The organism is Streptomyces sp. NPDC058373, from assembly GCF_042723275.1.
Classification (GTDB): Bacteria; Actinomycetota; Actinomycetes; order Streptomycetales; family Streptomycetaceae; genus Streptomyces.
In genome coordinates, this window is record NZ_JBHXJE010000030.1 from 1 (window position 1) to 23,171 (window position 23,171).

Consider the following 23,171-nt stretch of genomic DNA (forward strand, 5'->3'; position numbering starts at 1 on the left):
GAGACGCCCGTCGCGCGCAGGCCGCGAAGCGGTCGAGCACGTCGGGCGTCTCGACAACGACGCGCCCCGGCGGCGAGCGAAGCTCCCAAAAGAGGGAAGGACTCGTTGAAGTGACGACCGCAGGACCCCCCGTGAAGGGCCGGTCCACCCGGCAGCGTGCGGCGGTGGCCGCCGCCCTCGACCAGGTGGACGAGTTCCGCAGCGCCCAGGACCTGCACGACATCCTCAAGCACCAGGGCGACTCGGTCGGGCTGACCACGGTGTACCGGACGCTCCAGTCGCTGGCGGACGCCGGTGAGGTGGACGTGCTGCGCACCACCGACGGCGAGGCGGTCTACCGCCGCTGCTCGACCGGCGACCACCATCACCACCTGGTCTGCCGGGTGTGCGGCAAGGCGGTCGAGGTCGAGGGGCCCGCGGTGGAGAAGTGGGCGGACTCGGTCGCGGCCTCGCACGGGTTCGTCGACGTCGACCACACGGTGGAGATCTTCGGCACCTGCGCCGAGTGCGCGAGCGCCGCCGCCTCCGAGGAGTAGCGGGGCCGGAAAACGCCGCAGGCGGCCCCTGTGGCGCGTACGGAGTCCGTACGCGCCACAGGGGCCGCCTCGTGTCCGCTCAGCCCTGCTGGGGCGGTACGGCGGGCTGCGGGGCCTCCACGGCGCCGCCGAAGCGCCGGTCGCGCTGGGCGTACTCCAGGCAGGCGCGCCACAGGTCGCGGCGGTCGAAGTCGGGCCACAGCACGTCCTGGAAGACCATCTCGGCGTAGGCGCTCTGCCAGATCAGGTAGTTGGAGGTGCGCTGCTCGCCGCTGGGGCGGACGAAGAGGTCCACGTCGGGCATGTCGGGGTAGTACAGGTACTTCTGGAGCGTCTTCTCGCCGACCTTGGACGGGTCGAGGCGGCCGGCGGCGACGTCCTCGGCCATCCGCTGGGCGGCGTCGGCGATCTCGGCGCGGCCGCCGTAGTTGACGCAGAAGTACAGCGTCATGGCGTCGTTGTCCTTGGTCTGCTCCTGGGCGATCTGGAGCTCCTGGACGACCGACTTCCACAGCTTGGGCATCCGGCCGACCCAGCGGATGCGGATGCCGAGGGCGTCCATCTCGTCGCGGCGGCGGGCGATGACGTCCCGGTTGAAGTTCATCAGGAAGCGGACCTCCTCGGGGGAGCGCTTCCAGTTCTCGGTGGAGAAGGCGTACAGGGAGAGGTTCTTGACGCCCATCTCCAGGCAGCCCTTGAGGACGTCCATGACGACGCCCTCGCCGACCTTGTGGCCCTCGGTGCGGGGCAGGCCGCGCTCCTTGGCCCAGCGGCCGTTGCCGTCCATGACGACGGCGACGTGGCCGGGGACCAGCTCGCCGGGGATCTTCGGCGGGCGGGCGCCCGACGGGTGCGGCTCGGGGGTCTGGTAGTCGCGCCGGTTGCGGCCGAGGATCCCGCGTCGTGCCATGAGGTGTTCGTCTCCCAGTTCTCAGAATCTCAGGTTCTCGGTGGCGGTCCCGCCACCGCACGCCTCGCCCGCGCCGTGCCGCCTACTTGTCCACGTACCGCAGTGAGCGCAGTCCGCGTTCCAGGTGCCAGTGCAGGTACGCGGAGACGAGGGAGCTCCCCTCCCGCGCGTGCCGCCCCTCGCAGGCGTCCGCCGACGCCCAGTCACCGCTGAGCAGCGCGCTGAGCAGGCCGACGGCCTCCGCCGAGGGTACGACGCTGCCGGGGACGCGGCACTCCCCGCAGACGCTGCCGCCGGCGGCGACGGAGAAGAAACGGTTCGGGCCGGGCATTCCGCAGCGGGCGCAGTCGCCGAGGCTCGGCGCGTAGCCGTTGACGGCGAGCGAGCGCAGCAGGAAGGCGTCGAGGACCAGGCGGGGGGTGTGCTCGCCGCGGGCGAGGGTGCGCAGGCCGCCGACGAGGAGCAGGTACTGCTGGACGGCGGGCTGGCCCTCGTGGTCGGTGAACCGCTCGGCGGTCTCCAGCATCGCGGTGCCGGCGGTGTAGCGGTCGTAGTCGGTGACGATGCCGGAGCCGTACGCGGCGATGGTCTCGGTCTGGGTGCAGAGCGGCAGGCCGCGGCCGATCAGCTCGCTGCCCCTGGCGAAGTACTGCACGTCGACGTGGGAGAAGGGCTCCAGGCGGGCGCCGAACTTCGACTTGGTGCGCCGCACGCCGCGGGCGACGGCGCGGACGCGGCCGTAGCGGCGGGTGAGGAAGGTGATGATCCGGTCCGCCTCGCCCAGCTTCTGGGTGCGCAGCACTACGCCGTCGTCGCGGAACAGACTCATGGGCCCCATTGTCCCGTACGGCGGGGGCCGTACGGGCGCGCGGGGTCTCCGTACGGGTGTGAGATCCCTGATCGGTGAAGCGGCGGTCAGTTCTGCCGGAGATTGTCCACGACGCTCTCCGCGGCCTTCCTGGCGGTGTCACAGGGGTCTGGCAGTCCGTCCTCGCCGAAGGTGTCCGCCGCCGTGTAGAACACCGCGTCGTCGGAGACCCCCACGTGGAGCACGCAGTGCCGGTCCCGCCAGTCGTTCTGGTTGGCGAACACCGCCGGGTACCCCTGGACGACGGTCTCCTCGAAGTACGCCTGCTCGTCGCGGAGGCCGTACAGGGCGTCCAGGCCCGGGGTGTCGCTGGGCCAGGACACCACGATCTTCGCGCCCTCGGCCGACGCCTCGGGCTCCCACAGGCAGGCCGCTCCGTTGGCGTCGTGAAGTGCCCGGTGCTCCGTGCCCGGCGGCGAACCGGCGGCGACCGCCTGGGCATCGGTCAGCGAGGCGCACGGATACGCCCTCTTCGCCCCGGTGGCGAGCGGATCGTTCACCCGCGGCGGCCCGGTACGCTCCGGCGCGCCCGAACCGCCGGACGACGGCTGGGCCGGGGAGCACGAGGCCCCGGTGAGGACGAGGCAGGCGAGAGCCGCGCAGGCGACGGTCGTCCGGACGGGCCCCCCGCTCTTCGCGCGTACACCGCCCGTGGCGCGCGTGCCGTCCACCTGGTCCCCGCCGCTCAGGAGGGGGTCCGGGCGGCGGTGAGGAGGTCGGTGACCTCTTCGCAGGGCAGGGTGAGGGCGGCGCCGACGGCGGTGAGGACGTCGCGTTCGGCCGGGGTGTAGGGGCCGTCGGCCAGCGCGATACGGGCGGCGCGCAGCAACAGCGAGGCGCGGCCGAGGCCGGCGAGGTGCGGGGCGAGCGGGTCGAGCGCCTCGTGGAGCTCGACGGCGAGGAGCGCCTCGGCGTCGCCGCTCTCGGGCCGGTGCCCGGTGTCGGCGGCGAGGGCGTCGGCGACGGCGGTGAGCCGCTCGGCGGTGCAGTCCTCGTACCCGGCGTCGCGGACCGTCTCGACGGCGGTGGCGAGTGCGGTGCGCGAGCCGGTGCCGCCGGCGGCGAGGACGGCGAGCGCGACGGTGTGCACGGCGTCACGGAGCAGGGCCGAGAAGCGGGTGGTGGTGGGGCGGGCGAGCACGTCGGTCGGGAAGCGGCCCTCGCAGGTGGCGCATTCGACGACGGGTCCGGCCTCGCCGCGCGGCAGCACGGGCATGCCGAGCAGGGTGAGCCTGCGGCGGCCGGTGCGGCGCTGGTAGTTGCGGTCGCCGCCGCAGTCGGGGCAGTGGAACTCCCCGTCCGCCACGGTGGTCCAGTGGGTGCGGACTCCGCAGACGCGGGGGCGCCGGTCCTCCGCGGCCCGTCCTGGTCGGCTCCTGGGCAGCACGTCGCACCTCCGTCGCATCTGGCGCACCGTCGCGCCGTGCCCCGCGCGGCCGCCGCCTCGTCCCGGGGGCGGCGGCTCGTCCCGCGCGGGGCTGCCGTGTGGACGTGATGTTAGCCACATCACCCGCGCGGCGTCAGCCCCGTGCGCGTGACCTGGCCGTAACCCGACGCCCCGCCGCGTGCGGAACGGGGCGGGGCGTCGGGGCGGAGCGTCGTCGGGGAGGGGTCAGCGGGCGGCGCGGTTGACCGCGGAGACCACGGCCTTCATGGAGGCGCGGGTGGTGTTGGCGTCGATGCCGATGCCCCAGAGCACCTTGTCGTCGATGGCGCACTCGATGTAGGAGGCGGCGACGGCGTTGGCGCCCTCGCTCATGGTGTGCTCCTGGTAGTCGAGCAGGCGTACGTCGATGCCGACGGCGTGCAGGGCGTCGAAGAAGGCCGAGATCGGACCGTTGCCGGAGCCGGTCAGCACGGTCTCCTCGCCGTCCACGACGGCCTCGGCGGTGAGCCGGTCGATGCCCTCGACGTCGGTGGTGGTCTGGCCGGTGCGGATCTGGATCCGGCCCCACGGGTCCTCGGGGTTGGGCAGGTACTCGTCCTGGAAGGCGGACCAGATCGCGGCCGGGGTGACCTCGCCGCCGTCGGCGTCGGTCTTGGCCTGGATCAGCCGGGAGAACTCGATCTGCATGCGGCGCGGCAGGTCGAGGTGGTGGTCGTTCTTCAGGACGTAGGCGATGCCGCCCTTGCCGGACTGCGAGTTGACCCGGATGACGGCCTCGTAGGAGCGGCCGACGTCCTTGGGGTCGATGGGCAGGTAGGGGACGGCCCACTCGATGTCGTCGACGGTGACGCCCTGGGCGGCCGCGTCGGCCTCCATGGCGTCGAAGCCCTTCTTGATGGCGTCCTGGTGGGAGCCGGAGAAGGCGGTGTAGACGAGGTCGCCCACGTAGGGGTGGCGCGGGTGGACCTCCATCTGGTTGCAGTACTCGGCGGTCCTGCGGACCTCGTCGATCTGCGAGAAGTCGATCATCGGGTCGACGCCCTGGGAGAAGAGGTTCATGCCCAGGGTGACCAGGTCGACGTTGCCGGTGCGCTCGCCCTGGCCGAAGAGGCAGCCCTCGACGCGGTCGGCGCCGGCCATGACGGCCAGCTCGGCGGCGGCGACGGCGGTGCCGCGGTCGTTGTGCGGGTGGGTGGAGAGGCAGACGAACTCGCGGCGGGACAGGTTCCGCGACATCCACTCGAAGCGGTCGGCGTGGGTGGAGGGGGTGGAGCGCTCCACGGTGGCGGGCAGGTTGAGGATGATCTCGCGGCCCTCCTCGGGCTGCCAGACGTCCATCACCGCCTCGCAGACCTCCAGCGCGAAATCCAGCTCGGTGTCGGTGAAGATCTCCGGGCTGTACTGGTAGCCGAAGGCGGTCCGCGCGTCCAGCAGCTTCTCGGCGTACTCCATGACCAGCCGGGTGCCGTCGACCGCGATCTGCTTGACGTCGTCGCGGGAGCCGCGGAAGACGACCCGGCGGAAGGTGGGCGCGGTGGCGTTGTACAGGTGGACGGTGGCGCGGTGGGCGCCCTTCAGGGACTCCACGGTGCGCTCGATCAGGTCCTCGCGGGCCTGGGTCAGGACGGAGATGGTCACGTCCTCGGGGATGGCGCCCTCTTCGATGATGGAGCGGACGAAGGCGTAGTCCGTCTCGCCGGAGGAGGGGAAGCCGACCTCGATCTCCTTGTAGCCCATCCGCACCAGCAGGTCGAACATCTCGCGCTTGCGGGCGGGCGACATCGGGTCAATCAGCGCCTGGTTGCCGTCGCGCAGGTCGGTGGAGAGCCAGCGGGGGGCCTGGGTGATGCGCTGCTCGGGCCAGCTCCGGCCGGCCAGGTCGACGGCGTCGTAGCCGCGGTAGCGGGCGGTCGGCATGCCGGAGGGGCGCTGGGTGACGCTGTCCCGGGTGAGGGGGGTCCGACGGCTCACCGGCTGGTCGGCGATGGCGGTACGGGGTGCGTCGGCAGGGTTCGACATGATGCGCGGGGCTCCTCAGTGGTCCACTGGAGACGGCCGACGGGCGGCGGTTTCACCGCAACACCGAACTCCGCGGGGAGGGGGTCGACCTCGACTACAGGCCCTCGCCGCGGCAGCTAAGGAGAAGCAGCCCGTAACGCATGATGCTCCGCAGCCTAGCTGAGCCGTCCCGGTTGCGCTGACGCGTATCAGTATGCGGGACCGGAGGCAGGTAATGCCCCAGAGGTGATGAGTCCCTCTATTTCGTTAATCTCCCGCACAGAGTGTTTCGGAGCGATCACAGAGAGCAAGCCAGTCTCATGACCGCGAACCAGCGCCCGACGCACTCAGCGACCGCCCGCACCGCCGCCGACTCCGTCCTGATCCGCCCGGCCCCGCACCCCGTCTTCTGCACGATCGTGCCGCCGCACGTGCTGGACCACCTCAGCCATCTGGACGACCCGATCCTCGCCGTCCCCGCCCGCCGCACCCTGGAGCGGGACGCCCGCGAGCGCACCCGCCGCCTCACCGCCATCGCCGCCACCCGCACCGCCGCCCCGGCCGCCTCCCGCCGCGCGGAGGGCGCCGACCCGACCCCGCAGCGCACCATCTACGACGCGGAGAACCGCGAGGAGCTGCCCGGCGTCGAGGTCCGCGCCGAGGGCTCCGACCCCGGCGGCGACGCCAGCGTCAACCGCGCCTACGCCGGGCTCGGCGCCACCTTCGACCTCTTCCTCAAGGGCTTCGGCCGCGACTCCATCGACGGCCGCGGCCTCCCGCTCAACGCCACGGTCCACTACGGCAAGGAGTACGCCAACGCCTTCTGGGACGGCGAGCAGATGGTCTTCGGCGACGGCGACGGCGAGGTCTTCCTCGACTTCACCCTCCCCGTCGACGTCATCGGCCACGAGCTGACCCACGGCGTCACGCAGTACACCGCCAACCTCGCCTACCGCGACCAGCCCGGCGCGCTCAACGAGTCCGTCTCCGACGTCTTCGGCTCCCTCCTCAAGCAGTACACCCTGGGTCAGAACGCCGAGGACGCCGACTGGCTGATCGGCGCCGACGTCCTCGGCCCGCGCGTCGAGGGCAAGGCCCTGCGCTCCATGAAGGAGCCCGGCACGGCCTACGACGACGACGTCCTCGGCAAGGACCCCCAGCCCGGCTCCATGGACGACTACGTGGAGACCGACCAGGACAACGGCGGCGTCCACATCAACTCCGGCATCCCCAACCGCGCCTTCTACCTGTTCGCGACCGCCCTGCGCGGCCCGGCCTGGGAGCGCGCCGGCCAGGTCTGGTACGACGTGCTGACCGGCGGGGAGCTCAGCGCCCAGGCCGACTTCGCCGCCTTCGCGGCCCTCACCGCCAAGGCGGCCGAGGAGCGGTTCGGCCGGGGCGAGGAGCGCGAGGCGGTCCTCAAGGCGTGGTCCGAGGTCGGGGTGGGGGCGGGCTCCTGAGCTCCGGTCCCCCGGCGCACCGGTGCCGGACGGGCCTGGCGGGTAGGGAGACGGGCATGCGCATCGAAGTACGACGCACCGGCGGCTTCTCCGGCATCGAGCGGCGGGCCGGGGTGGACACCACCTCGCTCCCCGACGCCGAGGTCTGGGAGGAGCTCGCCGCCCGTGCCATGGAAACCGCCACACCCGCTCCGGCCACCGGCGTCCCCGACGGCTTCGCCTACCAGCTCACCGTCGACGGCCACTCGGCCCACTTCACCGACCCGCACCTGTCCCCCGCACAGCGGGAGCTGGTCTCCCGGGTGCTGAAGGAGGGAGCGTAGGCGCCACTCCCCCGGGCGGATCGGGTCCGCGACCGGGCCCGCCCGCTCCGGGGCTCAGCCGTCGCCGAGCGGGGCGAACCGCCGCAGCACCAGCTCCGAGAAGCGCGCCCGGCCGCCTTCGGCGAAGAGCGTGACGGCCAGGTCCCGCGGCCCGGGATGGATCTGGCTGGTGTGGACGTGGCGCCCGTCGCCGACGAAGACCTCCACGGAGGTCCGGTCCACGAAGATCCGCAGCCGGACCCGCCGCGCCCCCGGCTCCAGCGGCGTCCGGCTCTCGGTCTTGGGGTCGGTCGCGCCCTCCGGCGCCGTGGGGTGCCCGGTCGCGCCCCGGTGCACGAGGACGTGCCCGTCGTGGACGCCGACGTCGACATGGCGGGAGCCGTCGGCCGACTCGCGCAGCCGCACCCCGGCCGGGCCCGTTCCCCGCGTCCAGGCCAGCTCGGTCTCCAGGGCGTACGCCTCGGCCCGTACCGGGAGCCTTCGGTGGCCCGCCACCGTGAGGGTGCCGAGCCGTTCGGGCGGTTCCGCCCGGTCGTAGAGGGCGCGGACGGGTGCGGAGCGCAGTACGAAGGGGCCGCCCCCGCCGTCCCCCCCTCCCCTGACTGTCACGCGCGACCGTCACTTCGCGGACCAGGGAGTCGGTGCCTTTGAAGCCGTCGGCGGTGGCGGTCGGGGTGCCCTGCGGGTAGTCCCAGTGGTTCATCCAGGCCAGGGCGTACCGCGTACGGGGGGCCTCGGTGCCGTCGGCCCGGTGGCGCGGGTAGGTGACGGCGCCGTGCCAGTCGAAGCCGTGGTCGAGCCAGCGCGGTTCGGGGTGGTGCGGGTGGAAGGCGCGGCCGTCGACGGTGAAGTGGTAGACCGCCGTCTGCTCGCGCGGGCCGCTGGGGGCCGGAGGCTTGCGGGGCCGCGGTTCCGGGCGGGCGCGGGATCGCCGGGACCGCTGCTGCGGCGGTCCCGGCGAGGGCGAGGCGGATCAGGGCGCTGCGGGAGACGGAGCTCCGGGGCGGGGAGGGCACGGCCTTTCGTACGTCGCGCCTCACCTGCCCAGCGGCCCCCGGGCCCAGCCCGTGCCGCCCCGGCTCAGAAGCCCAGGCGGCGGAGCTGCTTGGGGTCGCGCTGCCAGTCCTTGGCGACCTTGACGTGCAGGTCGAGGAAGACCGGGGTGCCGAGCAGCGCCTCGATGTGCTTGCGGGACTTCACGCCGACCTCCTTCAGCCGCTTGCCCTTGGGGCCGATGATGATCCCCTTCTGGCTGGGCCGCTCGATGAAGACGTTGGCGTGGATGTCGAGCAGCGGCTTGTCGGCGGGGCGGTCCTCGCGCGGCAGCATCTCCTCGACCACGACGGCGATGGAGTGCGGCAGCTCGTCGCGGACGCCCTCCAGGGCGGCCTCGCGGATCAGCTCGGCGACCATGACCTGCTCGGGCTCGTCGGTGAGGTCGCCTTCGGGGTAGAGCGCGGGGCCTTCCGGCATGAGCGGGACGAGGAGGTCGGTCAGCAGCTCGACCTGATCGCCCTTGACGGCGGAGACCGGGATGATCTCGGCCCACTCGAAGCCGAGCTCGGCGGCGAGCTGGTCGACGGCGATGAGCTGCTCGGCGAGCTGCTTGCCGTCCACCAGGTCGGTCTTGGTGACGATGGCGACCTTCGGGGTCTTCTTGATCCCGGCGATCTCCTTGGCGATGAAGCGGTCGCCGGGGCCGAGCTTCTGGTCGGCGGGGAGGCAGAAGCCGATGACGTCGACCTCGGCCCAGGTGGTGCGGACCACGTCGTTGAGCCGCTCGCCGAGGAGGGTGCGCGGCTTGTGGAGGCCGGGGGTGTCGACCAGGATCAGCTGCGCATCAGGCCGGTGGACGATGCCGCGCACAGTGTGGCGGGTCGTCTGCGGCCGGTTGGAGGTGATCGCGACCTTCTGCCCGACGAGTGCGTTCGTCAGGGTGGACTTGCCCGCGTTCGGACGGCCGACGAAGCACGCGAAGCCCGCGCGGTGCGCGGGGGTGACGGAGGAGGAGGGGGCGCTCATGCGCCCATTGTCCCCGATGCGGAGGGTCCGCCGGACCGGGGCCCGTCCCGAGGCCCGGTGGGCCTCGGCCTCCGACTGGCCTCAAGCGCCGGCCGGGCTGGGGTTCGGCTGCGCCGCCGTTTCGACCGGGCCGGTCACAGACGGCCTCAACCGCCGGCCGGGCTGGGTTTTGGCCGCGCCCCCGTTCCGACCGAGCCGGTCACAGACCGTCTCAAACGCCGGCCGGGCTGGGTTCTGGCCACGCCCCCGTTCCGACCAGGCCCGTCACAGACGGCCTCAAACGCCGGCCGGGCTGGAATGGGCTCGCGTCCAGCAGTCCCCACCGGTACAAGACGGCCTCAAGCGCCGGCCGGGCTGGAATGGGCTCGCGTCCGGCAACCCCCCGCCCGTACAAGAGGGCCTCAAGCGCCGGCCGGGCTGGGTGTTGGTCTCAGCCCGGAGTCGGCGTCGGGTGGGGTCAGCCCGATGTGAGGGTCTCTTGGAGGGTGCCGTCGGGGGTGGCGAGGAGGATGGGGGTGTTGGGGCCGCCTAGGTCGGTGACGGCGGTGCGGTCTTCCGGGGGGAGCTGGTCGGCTGCGGTGACGACGGCGGCGGCTTCCAGGGAGCGGGCTCCTGAGGCGACGGCCATGGCCACGGCGGTGCGCAGGGCGCTGAGCTGGAGGGAGTCGAGGGAGACGGTGCCGGCCACGTAGGTGCGGCCGGTCTCGTCGCGGACGGCGGCGCCCTCCGGCACCTCGTTGCGGGCCCGGGCCGAGCGGGCCAGGGTCACGATCTTGCGGTCCTCGGGGTGCAGCTCGGTGCTCTCGGTCATGGCCCCGAGCATAAGAGGTGCCCGTGCCCCGGCTCCCGGGCGGGCCGCTCCCCGCCGGGCCCCCGGGCGGAGGGGGTCAGGGCCGGTCGAGGCGCAGGCGGACCGCTCGCGGCAGCCCCGCCACCACCAGGTCGTACGAGTCCTCGATGAGTTCGCGGACCTGGCGGGGCGGGAGGGGCTGGACCGTGACGGTGTTCCAGTGGCGTTTGTCGAGGTGCCAGCCGGGGACGATCTCGGGGTGCGTCGCGCGCAGGCGTACCGCCTCCTCCGGGTCGCACTTGAGGGAGACCTTCAGCGGGTCGGCGCCGAGGTCGGTGAGGGCGAAGACCTTCCCCTCCACTTTGAAGACGGATGTCCCGGGGTTGAAGGGGAACTCCTCCACGGCCGCCGCGAACGAGAGGCAGAAAGCCCGCAGACTCCCGGTGTCGAGCCCACCGCCGGTCCCGCTCACCAATCGGTCTCCCGCTCCTCCTCGGCGGCGACGGCCTCCGCCGCCTCGCGCTGGTCGAGCGGCTCCACGAGGACCGTCGCGACCTTGTTCCGGCGGCCCGCCGAGTCCTCGGCGGTGAGCCGCAGGCCGCGCCCGTCGGGCAGCGGCACCACGGCACCGGCCCCGGCGATCGGCACCCGGCCGAGCGCCTTGGCGAGCAGGCCGCCGACGGTCTCCACGTCCTCGTCGTCGAAGGACTCCAGCCCGTAGAGCCGCCCGAGGTCGCCGATGTCCAGCCGGGCGGTGACCCGGCAGCGGCCCTCGCCGAGTTCCTCGACGGGCGGCAGCTCCCGGTCGTACTCGTCGGTGATCTCGCCGACGATCTCCTCCAGGATGTCCTCGATGGTGACGATCCCGGCCGTGCCGCCGTACTCGTCGATGACGACGGCGACGTGGTTGCGCTCCTGCTGCATCTCGCGCAGGAGGTCCCCGGCGTTCTTCGTGTCGGGGACGAAGACGGCGGGGCGCATCGCGGAGGAGACCAGTTCGGACTCGGCGTCGCGGCTGATGTGTGTCTTGCGGGCGAGATCCTTGAGGTAGACGACGCCGACGACGTCGTCCTCGCTCTCCCCGGTCACCGGTATCCGCGAGAAACCGGAGCGCAGGGCGAGGGTGAGGGCCTGCCGGATCGTCTTGTACCGCTCGATGGAGACCAGGTCGGTACGGGGCACCATCACCTCGCGGACGAGGGTGTCGCCCAGCTCGAAGACGGAGTGCACCATGCGGCGCTCCTCGTCCTCGATGAGCTGCTCCTTCTCGGCGAGGTCGACCAGCGCCCGCAGCTCCGCCTCACTGGCGAACGGTCCCTGCCGGAACCCCTTGCCCGGCGTGAGCGCGTTGCCGAGCAGGATCAACAGCTTGGGGACCGGGCCCATGATCCGGGCCAGCGGCAGCAGGACGTACGCCGCCGCCGTCGCCGTGTTGAGCGGGTGCTGGCGGCCGATGGTGCGCGGCGAGACGCCGACCGCCACATAGCTGACCAGCACCATCACCGCGATGGCGACCGCCAGCGCCTCCCAGGTGACGCTGATCTGCTCGACGCAGACGTACGTCACGAGGGCGGCGGCGGCCATCTCGCAGGCGACCCGGACCAGCAGCGCGACGTTGAGGTAGCGCGTGGGGTCCTCGGCGACCTGGGCCAGTTTGGCGCTGCCGCGCCGCCCGGCGCGTACGGCGCCCTCGGCGCGGAAGCTGGAGACGCGGGCGAGCCCGGCCTCGGCGCAGGCGGCCAGCCAGGCGACGACGACCAACAGGACGGCGCCGGTGAGCAGGCCGCCGATCATGAGACGGTCGGGGCGGGCGAGGGCCCGGTCAGCCCGTTCTCGTCACGCCAGCCGTCCACGATGGCCTGCTGGAGGCCGAACATCTCCGCCTTCTCGCCGGGCTCCTCGTGGTCGTACCCCAGCAGGTGCAGCACTCCGTGGACGGTGAGCAGTTGCAGCTCCTCGTCCATGGAGTGCTGGGTGGGGGCGTCCTGCCCCTGCTGCCTGGCCACGTCCGGGCAGAGCACGATGTCGCCGAGCAGCCCCTGCGGGGGGTCCTCCTCCTCCTTGACCGGCGGACGCAGCTCGTCCATCGGGAAGGACATGACGTCCGTGGGCCCCGGCAGGTCCATCCACTGGATGTGGAGCTGCTCCATCGCCTCGGGGTCGACGACGATCACCGACAGTTCCGAGAGCGGGTGGATGCGCATCCGCGTCAGCGCGTAGCGGGCGATGTCGAGGATCGCGCGCTCGTCGACCTCGGTTCCTGACTCGTTGTTGACGTCGATCGACATGGTGGTGCTGTACTCCTGCTGGGCGTGCCGGGGGGCGCGGACGTCAGCCGCCGGAGCGGCCGTCTCGGGTGTCGAACTTCTCGTACGCCTCGACGATACGGCCGACCAGCTTGTGCCGGACGACGTCCTGCGAGGTGAGGCGGGAGAAGTGGACGTCGTCCACGCCTTCGAGGATGTCCTGCACCTGCCGCAGGCCGCTCTTGGTGCCGGTCGGCAGGTCGACCTGGGTGACGTCACCGGTGATGACGATCTTCGACTCGAAGCCCAGCCGGGTGAGGAACATCTTCATCTGTTCCGGGTTGGTGTTCTGCGCCTCGTCGAGAATGATGAACGCGTCGTTCAGTGTCCGTCCGCGCATGTACGCCAGCGGGGCGACCTCAATGGTCCCGGCCGCCATGAGGCGGGGGATGGAGTCGGGGTCGAGCATGTCGTGCAGCGCGTCGTAGAGCGGGCGCAGGTACGGGTCGATCTTCTCGTAGAGCGTGCCGGGCAGGAAGCCCAGCCGCTCGCCCGCCTCGACGGCCGGCCGGGTCAGGATGATCCGGTTGACCTGCTTCGACTGGAGCGCCTGCACGGCCTTGGCCATGGCCAGATACGTCTTGCCGGTACCGGCCGGGCCGATCCCGAAGATGACCGTGTGCTTGTCGATGGCGTCGACGTACCGCTTCTGGTTGAGCGTCTTCGGGCGGATGGTGCGCCCGCGCGAGGAGAGGATGTTCTGGGTGAGGACCTCGGCGGGGGTCTCCTCGGCGCCCTTGCCTTCCTCGCTCGCCCTGAGCATGACGATCGAGCGTTCCACTGCGTCCTCCGTCATCGGCTGACCGGTGCGGAGCACCAGCATCATCTCGTCGAACAGCCGCTGGACCAGGGCGACCTCGTCCGCGTCCCCGGTCGCGCTGATCTCATTGCCCCGGACATGGATGTCGGCCGCCGGGAAGGCCTTCTCGATCACGCGCAGCAGCGCGTCTCCGGATCCCAGCACGGTCACCATCGGGTGTTTCGCCGGAACGGTGAACTGGGCGCGCGCCTGCCCCTGCGCGGGGCTCGGTCCTGTCGGTGTCTGCGTCATGGGCCGGCCTTTCAGCCTGCTCGTCCTCCTCGCTCAGGGAAGCCGCCCTCCGACGGCCCGCCTAGACCACCAAGCGTACGTCCCCACCCACCCCCACCCGAAGACCTTTTCGACACGCCCCACCACCACACCCCCACGGCCACCTCGTCAGCCTGTAGGGCGACACCCCGGTACGACCCCACCCCTCCCCACCCCACCCACGCACCACCGCGCGACAACCGCGTACGAAACCGCGAGGCGAAGACGTACCGAAGCAACCGCGCCCCTGGCAGGAAATCCCAGCCCGGCCGACGCTTGAGGCCATCGGTAACCGCCACGGCCGAACCGGACAGGCGACAGAAGACAGCCCGGCCGGCGCTTGAGGCCAGTCCGTGACCGGCACGGTCAAGGGGCGCCCCGCCGAGCGAACAGCCCAGTCGGCGCCTGAGGCAAATTCAGACCCGCCCCACGACAAGCCCCCGGATCCCCTCCCCCACCTCCTCGGGATACCGCACCACCTTCCCGAACCCCAACCGCACCTCCTGATGACTCCTCCCCGCGTGCTCGAACCGCAGGGTGATCCCGTACTGGTCGAGCCGAGCCGGCCGCACCCGCACAGCGGCCCCCCGTACCTCCGCCGGAGCCAGCCGCGCCAGCGCCCGCACCATGTCCTCGTGCGCCGAGTCGAGATGGGAGAGCAGCTCCGCCTCGGCCCGCGCCAGCGGATCAGGCTGGGCCTGGATCAGCTCGTCCACACCGATCCGCCGGCTCAGCCCGTGCTCGGCGAGGACCGCGTATTCGGTGTGCAGGTGCAGCCCACGGTCGGCGGCGGTCCCCAGCCAGCCGTGCAGGCTGAGCCGTGCGCGCACCCGGTCGCGCAGATGGACGGGGGCGACGTCGGTGAACTCCACGACGGCGGGCAGGGTCCCGTCGAGGGAGGCGTCGAGCTCGGCCCCGAGGTGTTCGCCGGGCGGGTCGTGGAGGGTGAGTCCGCCGGTGGCGTCCACCGTGTGCAGGCCGACCAGGCCGATGCTGTGGCCGTCGGTGGTGACGGTCAGCGAATCCGCGGCCTCGACCACGGAGCGGACTCGCTGGGCGGGGGTCGGCTCCCCGTCTCGGGCGTGCGCGTACATCAGGTGACCCCTTCGGTAAGGTAAGGCTTACCTTAGCGACCTGACGGCGCAGGGGGAACCCGGCCCCCCGTACCGGTTCACCCGGGCGGACGACGTGCCGTCAGGCGGACCTCCCGAACCCGATCGTCGGCACCGCCCGCCGCAGCGGCCAGGCCGGGGCCGAGACCTCGGGGACCAGTTCCTCCAGGAAGGCGTACCGCCGCAGCGCCTGCGGATCGTGGCCGTGGGCGGAGCGTGCCGAGGTACGGGTGTACGCCCGCACCCGCCGCCACCAGGCGGCCACCTCCGTCCACCCCGGCGCCGAGAGCGAACCCCCGAACTCCTGCACCGACAGCGCCGCCGTCAGCCCGGCGAAGGCGAGCCGGTCGGCCAGCGGCCACCCCGCGAGCGTCCCGGTGACGAACCCGGCGACGAAGACGTCCCCGGCGCCGGTCGGGTCGAGCGCGTCGACCACGATGGCGGGCACGTCGGCGGTCTCCCCGGTCCGCCCGTCGACGGCGTACGCCCCCTGCGAACCGAGCGTGACGACAGCCAGCGGCACCCGGTCGGCCAGCGCGCGGGCGGCCGCGCGGGGGCAGTCGGTGCGGGTGTAGCGCATCGCCTCGGCGGCGTTGGGCAGGAACGCCTCGCAGTGCTCCAGGTCGGGCAGGGCGTCCAGGTCCCAGGCGCCGGTGTCGTCCCAGCCGACGTCGCCGAAGATCCGCGTACCGGCGCGGGCCGCCTCGGCGATCCAGGGGGCGCGGACGCCGGGGGCGAGCGCGGCGACGGCGGCGCGGGCGCGGGGGGAGTGGGCGGGGACGGGGGCCAGGTCGACGGGGGCCTCGTGGCCGTGCGAGACCATCGTCCGCTCGTCCTCGTAGGCCATCGAGACCGTCACCGGGGAGTGCCAGCCGCCGACCCGGCGGGAGCCGGTGAGGTCGATGGACTCGCCGCTCTCCAACGCGTCCCAGCAGTACTCGCCGTAGTGGTCGTCGCCGAAGGCGGCCGCCAGCGAGGTGCGCAGGCCGAGGCGGGCGAGGGCGGTGGCCATGTTGGCGACGCCGCCGGGGCTGGAACCCATGCCGCGCGCCCAGGACTCGGTGCCGCGCACGGGGGCCGAGTCGAGGCCGGTGAAGATGATGTCGAGGAAGACCGTGCCCGTCAGATAGACGTCCACCGGCGGGTCACCGGGGCGGCGCAGCCCCGCCAGCGGGTCCACGCCGGCGGTGCGGTGCGGCGTGCGGTCTCCTTCGGCCAGGCTCACGGCGGCCTCCCTGGGTGGTGCGGGTCTGGACAGTCTGCCCGACCGCGTACCCGTTCCATGCGGTACGTTCCGCCCCATGAGGCTGACGATTCTCGGGGGCGGCGGCTTCCGCGTCCCGCTGGTGTACCGGGCGCTGGCGGGGAGCGAGGTCGACACCCTGACGCTGTACGACACCGATCCGCTGCGGCTCGGCGTGATGCGCTCGGTCCTCGACGGGCTGCCGCGCCCGGCGGACGGCGGCGGCCTGCCGCGCGTGGTGGTCGCCGAGAGCCTCGACGAGGCGGTGCGCGGCGCGGACTTCGTCTTCTCCGCGATCCGGGTCGGCGGTACGGCCGGCCGCGTCGCCGACGAGCACATCCCGCTCGCCGAGGGGCTGCTGGGCCAGGAGACGGTGGGCGCGGGCGGCGTGCTGTACGGGCTGCGCACCGTCCCGGTGGCGCTGCGGATCGCCGAACGGATCGCGGAACTCGCCCCGGACGCCTGGGTCATCAACTTCACCAACCCGGCCGGGGCGGTGACCGAGGCGATGGCCTCCGTCCTCGGCCACCGGGTGATCGGGATCTGCGACTCCCCGGTGGGCCTGGTCCGGCGGGCGGCCCGGGCGGCGGGCGCCGACCCGGACACGGTCGGCTACGACTACGTGGGTCTCAACCACCTGGGCTGGCTGCGCTCCCTCACCGGCGCCGACGGCCGCGACCTGCTGCCGGGGCTGCTCGCGGACGAGGCGGCGCTCGGCTCGTTCGAGGAGGGCCGCCTCTTCGGGGCGACCTGGCTGCGGGCGCTGGGCTCGCTGCCCAACGAGTACCTGCACTACTACTACTTCCGCCGGGAGACCCTGGCGGCGGTGCGGGCGGCCGAGCAGACCCGGGGCGCCTTCCTCGACGGGCAGCAGTCCACCTTCTTCGCCGAGGCCCACCGGCAGCCCGATCGGGCCTTCACCCTCTGGGAGCGGACCCGCCTGGAGCGCGAGGAGACGTACATGGCGGAGAGCCGGGCCGCCTCCGGGGGCTGGGAGCGCGACACCTGCGACCTGGACGGCGGCGGCTACGACCAGGTGGCGTTGGCCCTGATGCGGGCGCTGGCCCGGGACCGGCCGGCCCGGCTGATCCTCAACGTGCGGAACTCCTCCGGCGGTCCGGACGCCCCACTGGTGCTGCCGGCGCTGCCGGAGGACGCGGTGGTGGAGACGGTGTGCGAGGTGGACGGCTCCGGGGTGCGACCGGCGGTGTCGCCGGTGCCGCTGGGCGGGGCGGAGCTGGGGCTGGTGCTCCAGCTCAAGGCGGTGGAGCGGGCCACGGTGGAGGCGGCGCTCTTCAAGGACCGCGAGGCGGCGCTGCGGGCGATGGCCCTGCACCCGCTGGTCGACTCGGTGGCGGCGGCCGAACGCGTCCTGCGGCGCGCGGGGGCGTAGCCGGGGGGCCTGGGGGGCGCTCCGGACGGCAGGGGCGCGCCCGACGAGGCGGCACAGGTGCGCCCGACGAGGGCGGTGGCCGGACGAGGGGGCGCAGCCGACGCCGAGGGGCGTGCTCGCCTCCGCCGGGAGTGAGTGGGACCGAGGGGGCGTAGTCGGTACGGAGGAGCGCGCGCCGGGGTGCTTCCCCTTGGCGGAGCGTCAGACGACGGGCCGGGGCGCGTGTACGCGCCTCGGCCCGTTTCGCGTTCACTCCCCTCCCCCAGAGGGGAAGCGGAACCTCAACTCGCTTCTCTGACCTGCGAGTTCGCTCCTTGGTACCCGGGTAAATGGAATGCAAACATAATGTGACTGGCATCACTGCGGGTCGGTTGTCCGCCGCCTCTCCGCGCTTGATAGAAATTGCCCCGCGCCTCCCCCCGCTCGTGGTCGGAAGGGAAGCGAACCCCTTCCTCTCTCGCTTCCTGCGTGCCTCTTCGGCATGCCTTCTTCAAGGAACGCCCGTGTCCTCGCGCCCCCGTGCCGCCTGGCCCCTCGTCGCCCTCTTCACCGCCGGCTACCTCGCCTCCTACCTGCTGCCGACCCTGGTCGGCCGGCTCGACGACCACCTCCCCCTCACCACCCCCCAGGCCGGAGTCGTCGGCAGCGTCCTGCTGCTCTGCTCCGCCTCGGCCGGCTTCACCCTCGCCTCGCGCGTGGAGCGGCTCGGCGGCCGCCGGCTCTCCCGCGCCGGACTCCTGCTGATGGCCGCCGGGTACGGCACGGCGGCCGCGACCACCGCCTTGCCGCTGGTGGTGGCCGGTGCCGCCGTCGGCGGGCTGGGCTCGGGCACCACCATGACGGTGGCCGCCGGGCGGATCGCCGCCCTGCGCGACCCGCACCGCTCCTCCACCCTGGGCCTGCTCACCGTCTCCGCCACGGCCGGCGCCCTCTACCTGACGATGCCCGCGCTCGGTGGCGGCCACGGCCTGCCGCTCGCCGCGGTCGCCGTCGTCGCCCTGCTGGTCTGGCCCGCCACCGGCCGCCTCGCCGAGAACCGCGCTACCGGGACGGCCGCCGCCGACTCCCCGCTGCCCTACCGGCGTTCGGGCGCGGTGCTGGCCGGGGCGATCGTCCTCTGGGCGCTCTGCCAGAACGCGCTCTGGGGCGTGAGCGGCCGGATCGGCACCGACCAGGCGGGGCTGAGCGAGGCCGCGGTCGGCGCGGTCTTCGCGGCGGCCCTCGGCGCCGGCCTGCTCGGCATCGTCGGCGCGAGCGCGCTCGGCTCCCGGCTCGGCCGGGCGGTGCCGATCGGCGTCGGCACCGGGCTGATCGCCGGGTGCATCGCGGCCAGCGCCCGCGCCGACGGGCTCGCCACCTTCGCAGCCGGGGAGATCGCCTGGAACACCCTTTACCCGATGGTCCTCTCCTACCTGATCGGCCTGGCCGCCTCCCTCGACCCGCGCGGCCGCTGGGCGGTGATGGTCGGCTCGGCCTCCGCGCTGGGCGTCGCCTTCGGCCCGCTCGCCGGCTCGCTCCTCTCCGAGCACGCAGGGTTCCCGGTGATGGGGCTGGTGCTGGCGGCGATGCTGCTCCTGCTCTCGGTGCCGCTCGCCCTGATCGCCCTGCACACGACCGGCCGCCCGCTGGTCCTGGGCACGATCCGGCGCCGGGGTGGCGCCCCGGCCGCCCTGGTCGCCGCGGCCACCGGCGCGCCCTCGGGGACGGTGCCCCAGCTCGGCGCCCCGGAGCAGCCCGTCGCCCCGCTCACCGTCACCGGCCGCCACCTGACCCGGCGCGCCCTGAGCACCGCGGGGCCGGGCACCGGTTCGGGCGCCGCCGGAGGCGCGGGCGACGGCGGCTGACCGCCGGTACGCCCGGATCCCGCGCCGCGTACAGCAGCCGGGACGCGGCGGTCGGGTCACGGTCCGTCGTGGATCTGCCGCAGTTTCAGCGGGGCCGGGGGCGGCAGGGCGGCGCGGGGCGTGCCGGGGGTGGGCGGGTCGGCGCGGAAGGACTCCAGGAGGTACGCGGTGAGGCGGCGGGAGGCGGCCAGGGAGGTGCGTTCGTCGGCGCCGGTCAGCCCGTTGTTGGCCAGCAGCACCAGGACGACGTCGCTGGGGTGGAAGTCGGCCCGCAGCGCCCCTGCCTCCTGGGCGCGCCGCACCAGCAGGACGAGGCTCCGTTCGGCGCGGTCGCGCTCGCCGTCGTGGTCGAGCAGGCCGGGGAAGCGGGCGAGGAAGGCCGCGGTGAAGCCCCGGTCGCGGGCCTGCATGGCGCAGACCTTCTCCACCAGCGAGCGGAAGCCGCGCCACGGGTCGGGGTCGGCCAGCGCCTCGTCGAGGACGGTGGCGCAGGCCTGGAACTGTTCGGCGAAGGCCGCGGCGACCAGGGCGTCCCGGGACGGGAAGCGCCGGTAGAGGGTGGCGACGCCGACCCCGGCGCGCCGGGCGATGGTGGTGACGGGCACGTCGATGCCGTGGGCGGCGTAGGCGGCGCGGGCGGCTTCGAGGATGCGGGCCCGGTTGTGACGGGCGTCGGCGCGCAGCCCGTCGGCGGCCGGACGCGCGCCCGGTGCCGAGCCGGCCTGCGAGGCGGCGCCCCGGTCGTCCGCAGAGCTATTCCGAGAGGGCTGAGCAGGCATGTCTCTCACTTTAGCCCAAGTGGAAAAGCCCTTCCGTTTAGCCGGTCAGCGTGGAGGGCAGCCCCGCCCCATCCGCGGTCCTCGCGACAGGACCAGCCATGAACGACATGCGCGCCGCCCTCTTCGACCGCTACGGACCGCCCGAGGTCCTCTACGAGGGCCGCGTCCCGCTCCCCGTACCGGAGCCCGGCGAGGTGCTGGTCACGGTGCGCGCCGCCGGCGTCAACGGCGGCGACCTCGCCGGGCGCGCGGGCCCTCTCGGCCTGGTGACCGGCCGCCGCTTCCCGCTCCGCACCGGCATCGACTCCACCGGCGAGGCGCCGAGGTGAGAGCGGCGCGCCGCGCCCGGTCGTGGACACCGTCCACCCGCCGGCCGGGATCGCCGCCGCACACCGCGCCCCGAAGGCGGGCGGGGTGCGCGGCAAGCACGTGATCCAGGTGGTCCGCGACGAGGCGGCCTGACCGCCGCCCGGCCCGCGCGGGGGCGGGCGGCGGTCTCGACCCTGCCCGTCAGCCCGGCAGTTCCGCCTCCAGCAGGTCCGCCGCGCGGGCCGTACCGCCCTCGGCCAGCAGCTCCGCCCGCAGTTGCGCGGAGCCGGCGGCGACCTGCGGGTCACCGGTGAGAGCGGTCAGCGCGGAGCGCAGGGCCTCGGCGGTGGCGTCGGCCGTGTCGATCCGGCGGGCCACCCCGAGGGCGGCCAACTGGTCGGCGTTGGCGAACTGTTCGGCGCCCTGCGGGACGGCGATCATCGGCAGCCCGAAGTACAGCCCCTCGCTGGAGCTGCCCATCCCCGCGTGGGTGACGAAGGCGTCCGCCTGGGAGAGGACGGAGAGCTGCGGCACCCAGCGGTGCACCTCGACGTCGTCGGGGAGCGGCCCGAGCACCGACGGGTCGGTGTGCTTGCCGATCTGGAGCACGGTGTGCCAGCCCGGCAGCGCGTCGCCGCCGAACGCCTCCACACAGGCCCGGTAGAAGCCGGGCTGCTGGGTGTAGGAGGAGCCGAGCGAGACCAGAACCACCTTTTCCGCGCCGGCCGGGCGGCTCCAGGTGCCCTGGTCCGAGCGGTCGCCGAAGCAGGGCCCGACGAAGGAGACGACGGCCGGGTCGACCTGGTCGGCGAAGGGCTGCATGGCTCGCGGGACGGTCGCCACCGCCCGGCCGGGCAGCCCCGCGAACTCCTCGAAGTCGCGGGTGGTCGCGCCGCTTCCGGCGAGCCAGGCGTTGCCCTCGCGTGCGTACACCTCGTAGCCGGGCAGGGCGCGTACGGCGGCGCCGACCGTCTCCTCGTACCCCTGCCACGCCACGTAGGTCGGGGAGAGCTGGACGTGCGGGCGGGACTGGGACTCGGCGAGGGCGCGGGCCGCGTAGCCGCCGATGTCGTAGAGGTAGAGGTCGGCCGGGTCGCGGTCGTAGAAGGCGCGCAGGCGCGGGAGGGCCTGGGCGGCGTCGGCGACGAACAGGCGCATCGCCTCGACGCCGTCCTCGGGCCAGACGTTGTCGGCGAAGGGGAGGGTGGAGGGGACCGGGACCAGTTCGGCGCCGGTCGGCTCGATCAGGTCGGCGACGGCCGGGTCGACGGCGTAGGTGACCCGGTGGCCGCGGGCGACCACCTCCCGGATGATCTCCAGGCTGGGGAGGATGTGGCTGACCATCGGCGTGCCGACCATGGCGATGTGGACACGCGGGCGCGTGGTGCGCTGCATGGGGAACTCTTCCTGCGAGGCCGCCCGGCCCGCCCCAGGGGCGACCGCGGCGGCGGGGATCACGGAGGACGGGATCGCCGGACCGCGCGCCGGCCCCGGTCAGGGGCGCGCGCGATCGCGGCGGTGGTCCGGGGGGCTCGCGCCGCGCCCCGGACCGGAAGGTGCCGTCAGCCGTACATCTGCAGGAAGGAACTCATGGCGGGAAGGTAGCGCGGGGGTCCGGAGACCGGCAACCGCTTTTCGGCGGCGGGCCCCCGGCAGCACCTCAGTCGAAGGTGTACGCCTCGACCTCGGCGAGGTAGCGGGCGCGCCGCTCCTCGTCGTCCTCCAGGAAGGAGGCCTGGAAGGAGTTGCGGGCCAGGGTGCGCAGCGCCTCGTGGTCGAGGCCGAGCGCCTCCTGCACGGCGTGGAAGGTGTCGCCGACGTAACCGCCGAAGTACGACGGGTCGTCGGAGTTGACGGTGCAGAGCAGTCCGGCGGCCATCATCTCCCGCAGCGGGTGCTCCTCCAGGATGTCGATGGCGCGCAGCCGGACGTTCGAGAGCGGGCAGAGGGTCAGCGGGATCTGGTCGCGGACCAGCCGCTCCACGACCGCCGGGTCCTGCATGGCGGTCAGCCCGTGGTCGATCCGCTCGACCTTCAGCACGTCCAGCGCCTCGGTGATGTACGCGGGCGGGCCCTCCTCCCCCGCGTGCGCGACCCGGCGCAGGCCCAGCCGCCCGGCCTCCTCGTACACCTCGCGGAACTTGGCCGGGGGGTGGCCGACCTCGGCGGAGTCCAGGCCGACGCCGGTGATGCGGTTCAGGTACGGCTCGGCGGCCTTCAACGTCTCCATCGCCGACTCGGCGCTCTGGTCTCGCAGGAAGCACATGATGAGCAGCGTGGAGATGCCGAACCGCTCCTCGCTGGTGGCGAGCGCCCGGCTCAGCCCGCCGACCACCGTCTCCATCGACACGCCCCGTGCCATGTGCGCCTGCGGGTCGAAGAAGATCTCCGCGTGCCGCACGCCCTGTTCGGCGGCGCGGGCGAGGTAGGCGTCGGCGAGGTCGGCGAAGTCCTGCTCGGTGCGGAGCACCGCCATCAGGCCGTAGTAGAGGTCGAGGAAGGACTGGAGATCGGTGAAGAGATACGCCCGGCGGAGTTCCTCGCTGGAGGCGTAGGGCAGCGTCACGCCGTTCCGCGCGGCCAGTTCGAAGGCGAGTTCCGGTTCGAGGGTGCCTTCGATGTGGAGATGGAGTTCGGCCTTGGGCAGGGGCATGGGCGGGCTCTCTCGGCTGGTGCGGGTGGTACGGGCGGGGCCTGGATCACGGGCCGCGCCATGGAGGGAAGCGTACGGTCCCGCGCGTCGTGGTGGGCGAAAGGGGACCTCTGACCGTTTCGGTGTCCGTGCGCCCTGTGCCGGGTTCTGCGCCCGTGCGGGTGACCCG

The 23,171-nt window shown here is 73.4% G+C and carries 22 protein-coding genes and 2 pseudogenes; 6 read left to right on the forward strand and 18 right to left on the reverse strand.

What is annotated here, in order from left to right; genetic code table 11:
• Positions 1-110: 110 nt before the first annotated feature.
• On the forward strand, positions 111-536 hold the full coding sequence (locus ACFWMZ_RS17860) for a Fur family transcriptional regulator (protein ID WP_383202550.1): 426 nt from the start codon (positions 111-113) through the stop codon (positions 534-536).
• A gap of 79 nt (positions 537-615) precedes the next feature.
• Here the strand turns inward: ACFWMZ_RS17860 and ACFWMZ_RS17865 are convergent, their stop codons facing one another.
• The 5 genes from ACFWMZ_RS17865 to leuA all read right to left on the reverse strand — a co-directional run bounded on the left by ACFWMZ_RS17865 (position 616) and on the right by leuA (position 5,720).
• Positions 616-1,446, reverse strand: coding sequence for an isoprenyl transferase (locus tag ACFWMZ_RS17865; protein ID WP_383182809.1), 831 nt, complete (start codon positions 1,444-1,446; stop codon positions 616-618).
• An 82-nt stretch (positions 1,447-1,528) separates the two neighbouring features.
• The gene (gene recO, locus ACFWMZ_RS17870) at positions 1,529-2,275 is read right to left on the reverse strand and encodes a DNA repair protein RecO (protein WP_383182811.1); all 747 of its coding nucleotides are present in this window, start codon (positions 2,273-2,275) and stop codon (positions 1,529-1,531) included.
• An 86-nt stretch (positions 2,276-2,361) separates the two neighbouring features.
• A complete protein-coding gene (locus tag ACFWMZ_RS17875) occupies positions 2,362-2,985 on the reverse strand; it encodes a DUF3558 domain-containing protein (RefSeq protein WP_383202553.1) in 624 nt (207 codons plus the stop codon).
• A gap of 14 nt (positions 2,986-2,999) precedes the next feature.
• Positions 3,000-3,701: a TerB family tellurite resistance protein gene (locus ACFWMZ_RS17880; RefSeq protein WP_383202555.1), complete on the reverse strand. Its 702-nt coding sequence runs from the start codon at positions 3,699-3,701 to the stop codon at positions 3,000-3,002.
• A 225-nt stretch (positions 3,702-3,926) separates the two neighbouring features.
• Entirely contained in the window at positions 3,927-5,720 is a 1,794-nt protein-coding gene (gene leuA / locus ACFWMZ_RS17885; RefSeq protein WP_383202558.1) for a 2-isopropylmalate synthase, read from the reverse strand.
• Positions 5,721-6,019: 299 nt separating this feature from the next.
• Here leuA and ACFWMZ_RS17890 point away from each other — a divergent pair, with 299 nt between their 5' ends.
• Positions 6,020-7,159: a M4 family metallopeptidase gene (locus tag ACFWMZ_RS17890; RefSeq protein WP_383202561.1), complete on the forward strand. Its 1,140-nt coding sequence runs from the start codon at positions 6,020-6,022 to the stop codon at positions 7,157-7,159.
• Positions 7,160-7,215: 56 nt separating this feature from the next.
• Positions 7,216-7,482 carry a protealysin inhibitor emfourin gene (locus ACFWMZ_RS17895; protein WP_383182821.1) on the forward strand — a complete coding sequence of 89 codons (267 nt, stop codon included), beginning with the start codon at positions 7,216-7,218 and terminating at the stop codon, positions 7,480-7,482.
• A 54-nt stretch (positions 7,483-7,536) separates the two neighbouring features.
• Here the strand turns inward: ACFWMZ_RS17895 and ACFWMZ_RS17900 are convergent, their stop codons facing one another.
• The 10 genes and pseudogenes from ACFWMZ_RS17900 to ACFWMZ_RS17945 form a co-directional block, all read right to left on the reverse strand.
• The gene (locus ACFWMZ_RS17900) at positions 7,537-8,091 is read right to left on the reverse strand and encodes a GH32 C-terminal domain-containing protein (protein WP_383202564.1); all 555 of its coding nucleotides are present in this window, start codon (positions 8,089-8,091) and stop codon (positions 7,537-7,539) included.
• Between the two features lie 58 nt (positions 8,092-8,149).
• Positions 8,150-8,290, reverse strand: a pseudogene (locus ACFWMZ_RS17905) (hypothetical protein); the annotation flags it as partial.
• 272 nt (positions 8,291-8,562) lie between these two features.
• Complete coding sequence (gene era, locus ACFWMZ_RS17910) at positions 8,563-9,504, reverse strand: GTPase Era (RefSeq protein ID WP_383182824.1); 942 nt, start codon at positions 9,502-9,504, stop codon at positions 8,563-8,565.
• A 457-nt stretch (positions 9,505-9,961) separates the two neighbouring features.
• On the reverse strand, positions 9,962-10,315 hold the full coding sequence (locus tag ACFWMZ_RS17915; protein WP_383182826.1) for a cytidine deaminase: 354 nt from the start codon (positions 10,313-10,315) through the stop codon (positions 9,962-9,964).
• Positions 10,316-10,391: 76 nt separating this feature from the next.
• Positions 10,392-10,766: an MmcQ/YjbR family DNA-binding protein gene (locus ACFWMZ_RS17920; protein ID WP_383182828.1), complete on the reverse strand. Its 375-nt coding sequence runs from the start codon at positions 10,764-10,766 to the stop codon at positions 10,392-10,394.
• On the reverse strand, positions 10,763-12,088 hold the full coding sequence (locus tag ACFWMZ_RS17925; RefSeq protein WP_383182830.1) for a hemolysin family protein: 1,326 nt from the start codon (positions 12,086-12,088) through the stop codon (positions 10,763-10,765). Before ACFWMZ_RS17925 ends, ACFWMZ_RS17920 begins: the two co-directional genes overlap by 4 nt.
• Positions 12,085-12,582 (reverse strand): rRNA maturation RNase YbeY, encoded by a 498-nt coding sequence (ybeY, locus tag ACFWMZ_RS17930; protein WP_383182832.1) that lies wholly within the window; start codon positions 12,580-12,582, stop codon positions 12,085-12,087. Before ybeY ends, ACFWMZ_RS17925 begins: the two co-directional genes overlap by 4 nt.
• A gap of 43 nt (positions 12,583-12,625) precedes the next feature.
• Positions 12,626-13,651 carry a PhoH family protein gene (locus ACFWMZ_RS17935; protein ID WP_383202567.1) on the reverse strand — a complete coding sequence of 342 codons (1,026 nt, stop codon included), beginning with the start codon at positions 13,649-13,651 and terminating at the stop codon, positions 12,626-12,628.
• Between the two features lie 434 nt (positions 13,652-14,085).
• Positions 14,086-14,763, reverse strand: coding sequence for a DUF2470 domain-containing protein (locus ACFWMZ_RS17940; protein ID WP_383182836.1), 678 nt, complete (start codon positions 14,761-14,763; stop codon positions 14,086-14,088).
• 100 nt (positions 14,764-14,863) lie between these two features.
• The gene (locus ACFWMZ_RS17945) at positions 14,864-16,006 is read right to left on the reverse strand and encodes a carbohydrate kinase family protein (protein ID WP_383182838.1); all 1,143 of its coding nucleotides are present in this window, start codon (positions 16,004-16,006) and stop codon (positions 14,864-14,866) included.
• Between the two features lie 76 nt (positions 16,007-16,082).
• Between ACFWMZ_RS17945 and ACFWMZ_RS17950 the strand changes: the two genes are divergently transcribed.
• The gene (locus ACFWMZ_RS17950) at positions 16,083-17,417 is read left to right on the forward strand and encodes a 6-phospho-beta-glucosidase (protein ID WP_383202570.1); all 1,335 of its coding nucleotides are present in this window, start codon (positions 16,083-16,085) and stop codon (positions 17,415-17,417) included.
• Positions 17,418-17,920: 503 nt separating this feature from the next.
• The gene (locus ACFWMZ_RS17955; protein ID WP_383202573.1) at positions 17,921-19,261 is read left to right on the forward strand and encodes an MFS transporter; all 1,341 of its coding nucleotides are present in this window, start codon (positions 17,921-17,923) and stop codon (positions 19,259-19,261) included.
• Between the two features lie 56 nt (positions 19,262-19,317).
• On the opposite strand, the gene ACFWMZ_RS17960 is transcribed toward ACFWMZ_RS17955, so the two are convergent.
• Positions 19,318-20,040: a TetR/AcrR family transcriptional regulator gene (locus ACFWMZ_RS17960; protein WP_383202576.1), complete on the reverse strand. Its 723-nt coding sequence runs from the start codon at positions 20,038-20,040 to the stop codon at positions 19,318-19,320.
• Between the two features lie 98 nt (positions 20,041-20,138).
• Here ACFWMZ_RS17960 and ACFWMZ_RS17965 point away from each other — a divergent pair.
• Positions 20,139-20,357, forward strand: a pseudogene (locus ACFWMZ_RS17965) (alcohol dehydrogenase catalytic domain-containing protein); the annotation flags it as partial.
• Between the two features lie 193 nt (positions 20,358-20,550).
• Here ACFWMZ_RS17965 and ACFWMZ_RS17970 read toward each other — a convergent pair.
• Together ACFWMZ_RS17970 and ACFWMZ_RS17975 are read right to left on the reverse strand one after the other, a co-directional pair.
• Positions 20,551-21,744: a macrolide family glycosyltransferase gene (locus ACFWMZ_RS17970; RefSeq protein WP_383202579.1), complete on the reverse strand. Its 1,194-nt coding sequence runs from the start codon at positions 21,742-21,744 to the stop codon at positions 20,551-20,553.
• A gap of 265 nt (positions 21,745-22,009) precedes the next feature.
• Positions 22,010-23,002, reverse strand: a complete 993-nt coding sequence (locus ACFWMZ_RS17975; RefSeq protein ID WP_383202582.1) for an adenosine deaminase — start codon at positions 23,000-23,002, stop codon at positions 22,010-22,012.
• Positions 23,003-23,171 lie beyond the last annotated feature (169 nt).

What these genes read in the sequence shown, in the direction of transcription:
- ACFWMZ_RS17940 (WP_383182836.1), bottom strand. Translation starts at nt 14,763, where the DNA reads ATGTACGCGCACGCCCGAGACGGGGAGCCGACCCCCGCCCAGCGAGTC.
- ACFWMZ_RS17970 (WP_383202579.1), bottom strand. Translation starts at nt 21,744, where the DNA reads ATGCAGCGCACCACGCGCCCGCGTGTCCACATCGCCATGGTCGGCACG.
- ACFWMZ_RS17960 (WP_383202576.1), bottom strand. Translation starts at nt 20,040, where the DNA reads ATGCCTGCTCAGCCCTCTCGGAATAGCTCTGCGGACGACCGGGGCGCC.
- ACFWMZ_RS17975 (WP_383202582.1), bottom strand. Translation starts at nt 23,002, where the DNA reads ATGCCCCTGCCCAAGGCCGAACTCCATCTCCACATCGAAGGCACCCTC.
- ACFWMZ_RS17895 (WP_383182821.1), top strand. Translation starts at nt 7,216, where the DNA reads ATGCGCATCGAAGTACGACGCACCGGCGGCTTCTCCGGCATCGAGCGG.
- era (WP_383182824.1), bottom strand. Translation starts at nt 9,504, where the DNA reads ATGAGCGCCCCCTCCTCCTCCGTCACCCCCGCGCACCGCGCGGGCTTC.
- ACFWMZ_RS17925 (WP_383182830.1), bottom strand. Translation starts at nt 12,088, where the DNA reads ATGATCGGCGGCCTGCTCACCGGCGCCGTCCTGTTGGTCGTCGTCGCC.
- ACFWMZ_RS17950 (WP_383202570.1), top strand. Translation starts at nt 16,083, where the DNA reads ATGAGGCTGACGATTCTCGGGGGCGGCGGCTTCCGCGTCCCGCTGGTG.
- ACFWMZ_RS17865 (WP_383182809.1), bottom strand. Translation starts at nt 1,446, where the DNA reads ATGGCACGACGCGGGATCCTCGGCCGCAACCGGCGCGACTACCAGACC.
- ACFWMZ_RS17890 (WP_383202561.1), top strand. Translation starts at nt 6,020, where the DNA reads ATGACCGCGAACCAGCGCCCGACGCACTCAGCGACCGCCCGCACCGCC.
- ACFWMZ_RS17935 (WP_383202567.1), bottom strand. Translation starts at nt 13,651, where the DNA reads ATGACGCAGACACCGACAGGACCGAGCCCCGCGCAGGGGCAGGCGCGC.
- leuA (WP_383202558.1), bottom strand. Translation starts at nt 5,720, where the DNA reads ATGTCGAACCCTGCCGACGCACCCCGTACCGCCATCGCCGACCAGCCG.
- ybeY (WP_383182832.1), bottom strand. Translation starts at nt 12,582, where the DNA reads ATGTCGATCGACGTCAACAACGAGTCAGGAACCGAGGTCGACGAGCGC.
- recO (WP_383182811.1), bottom strand. Translation starts at nt 2,275, where the DNA reads ATGAGTCTGTTCCGCGACGACGGCGTAGTGCTGCGCACCCAGAAGCTG.
- ACFWMZ_RS17915 (WP_383182826.1), bottom strand. Translation starts at nt 10,315, where the DNA reads ATGACCGAGAGCACCGAGCTGCACCCCGAGGACCGCAAGATCGTGACC.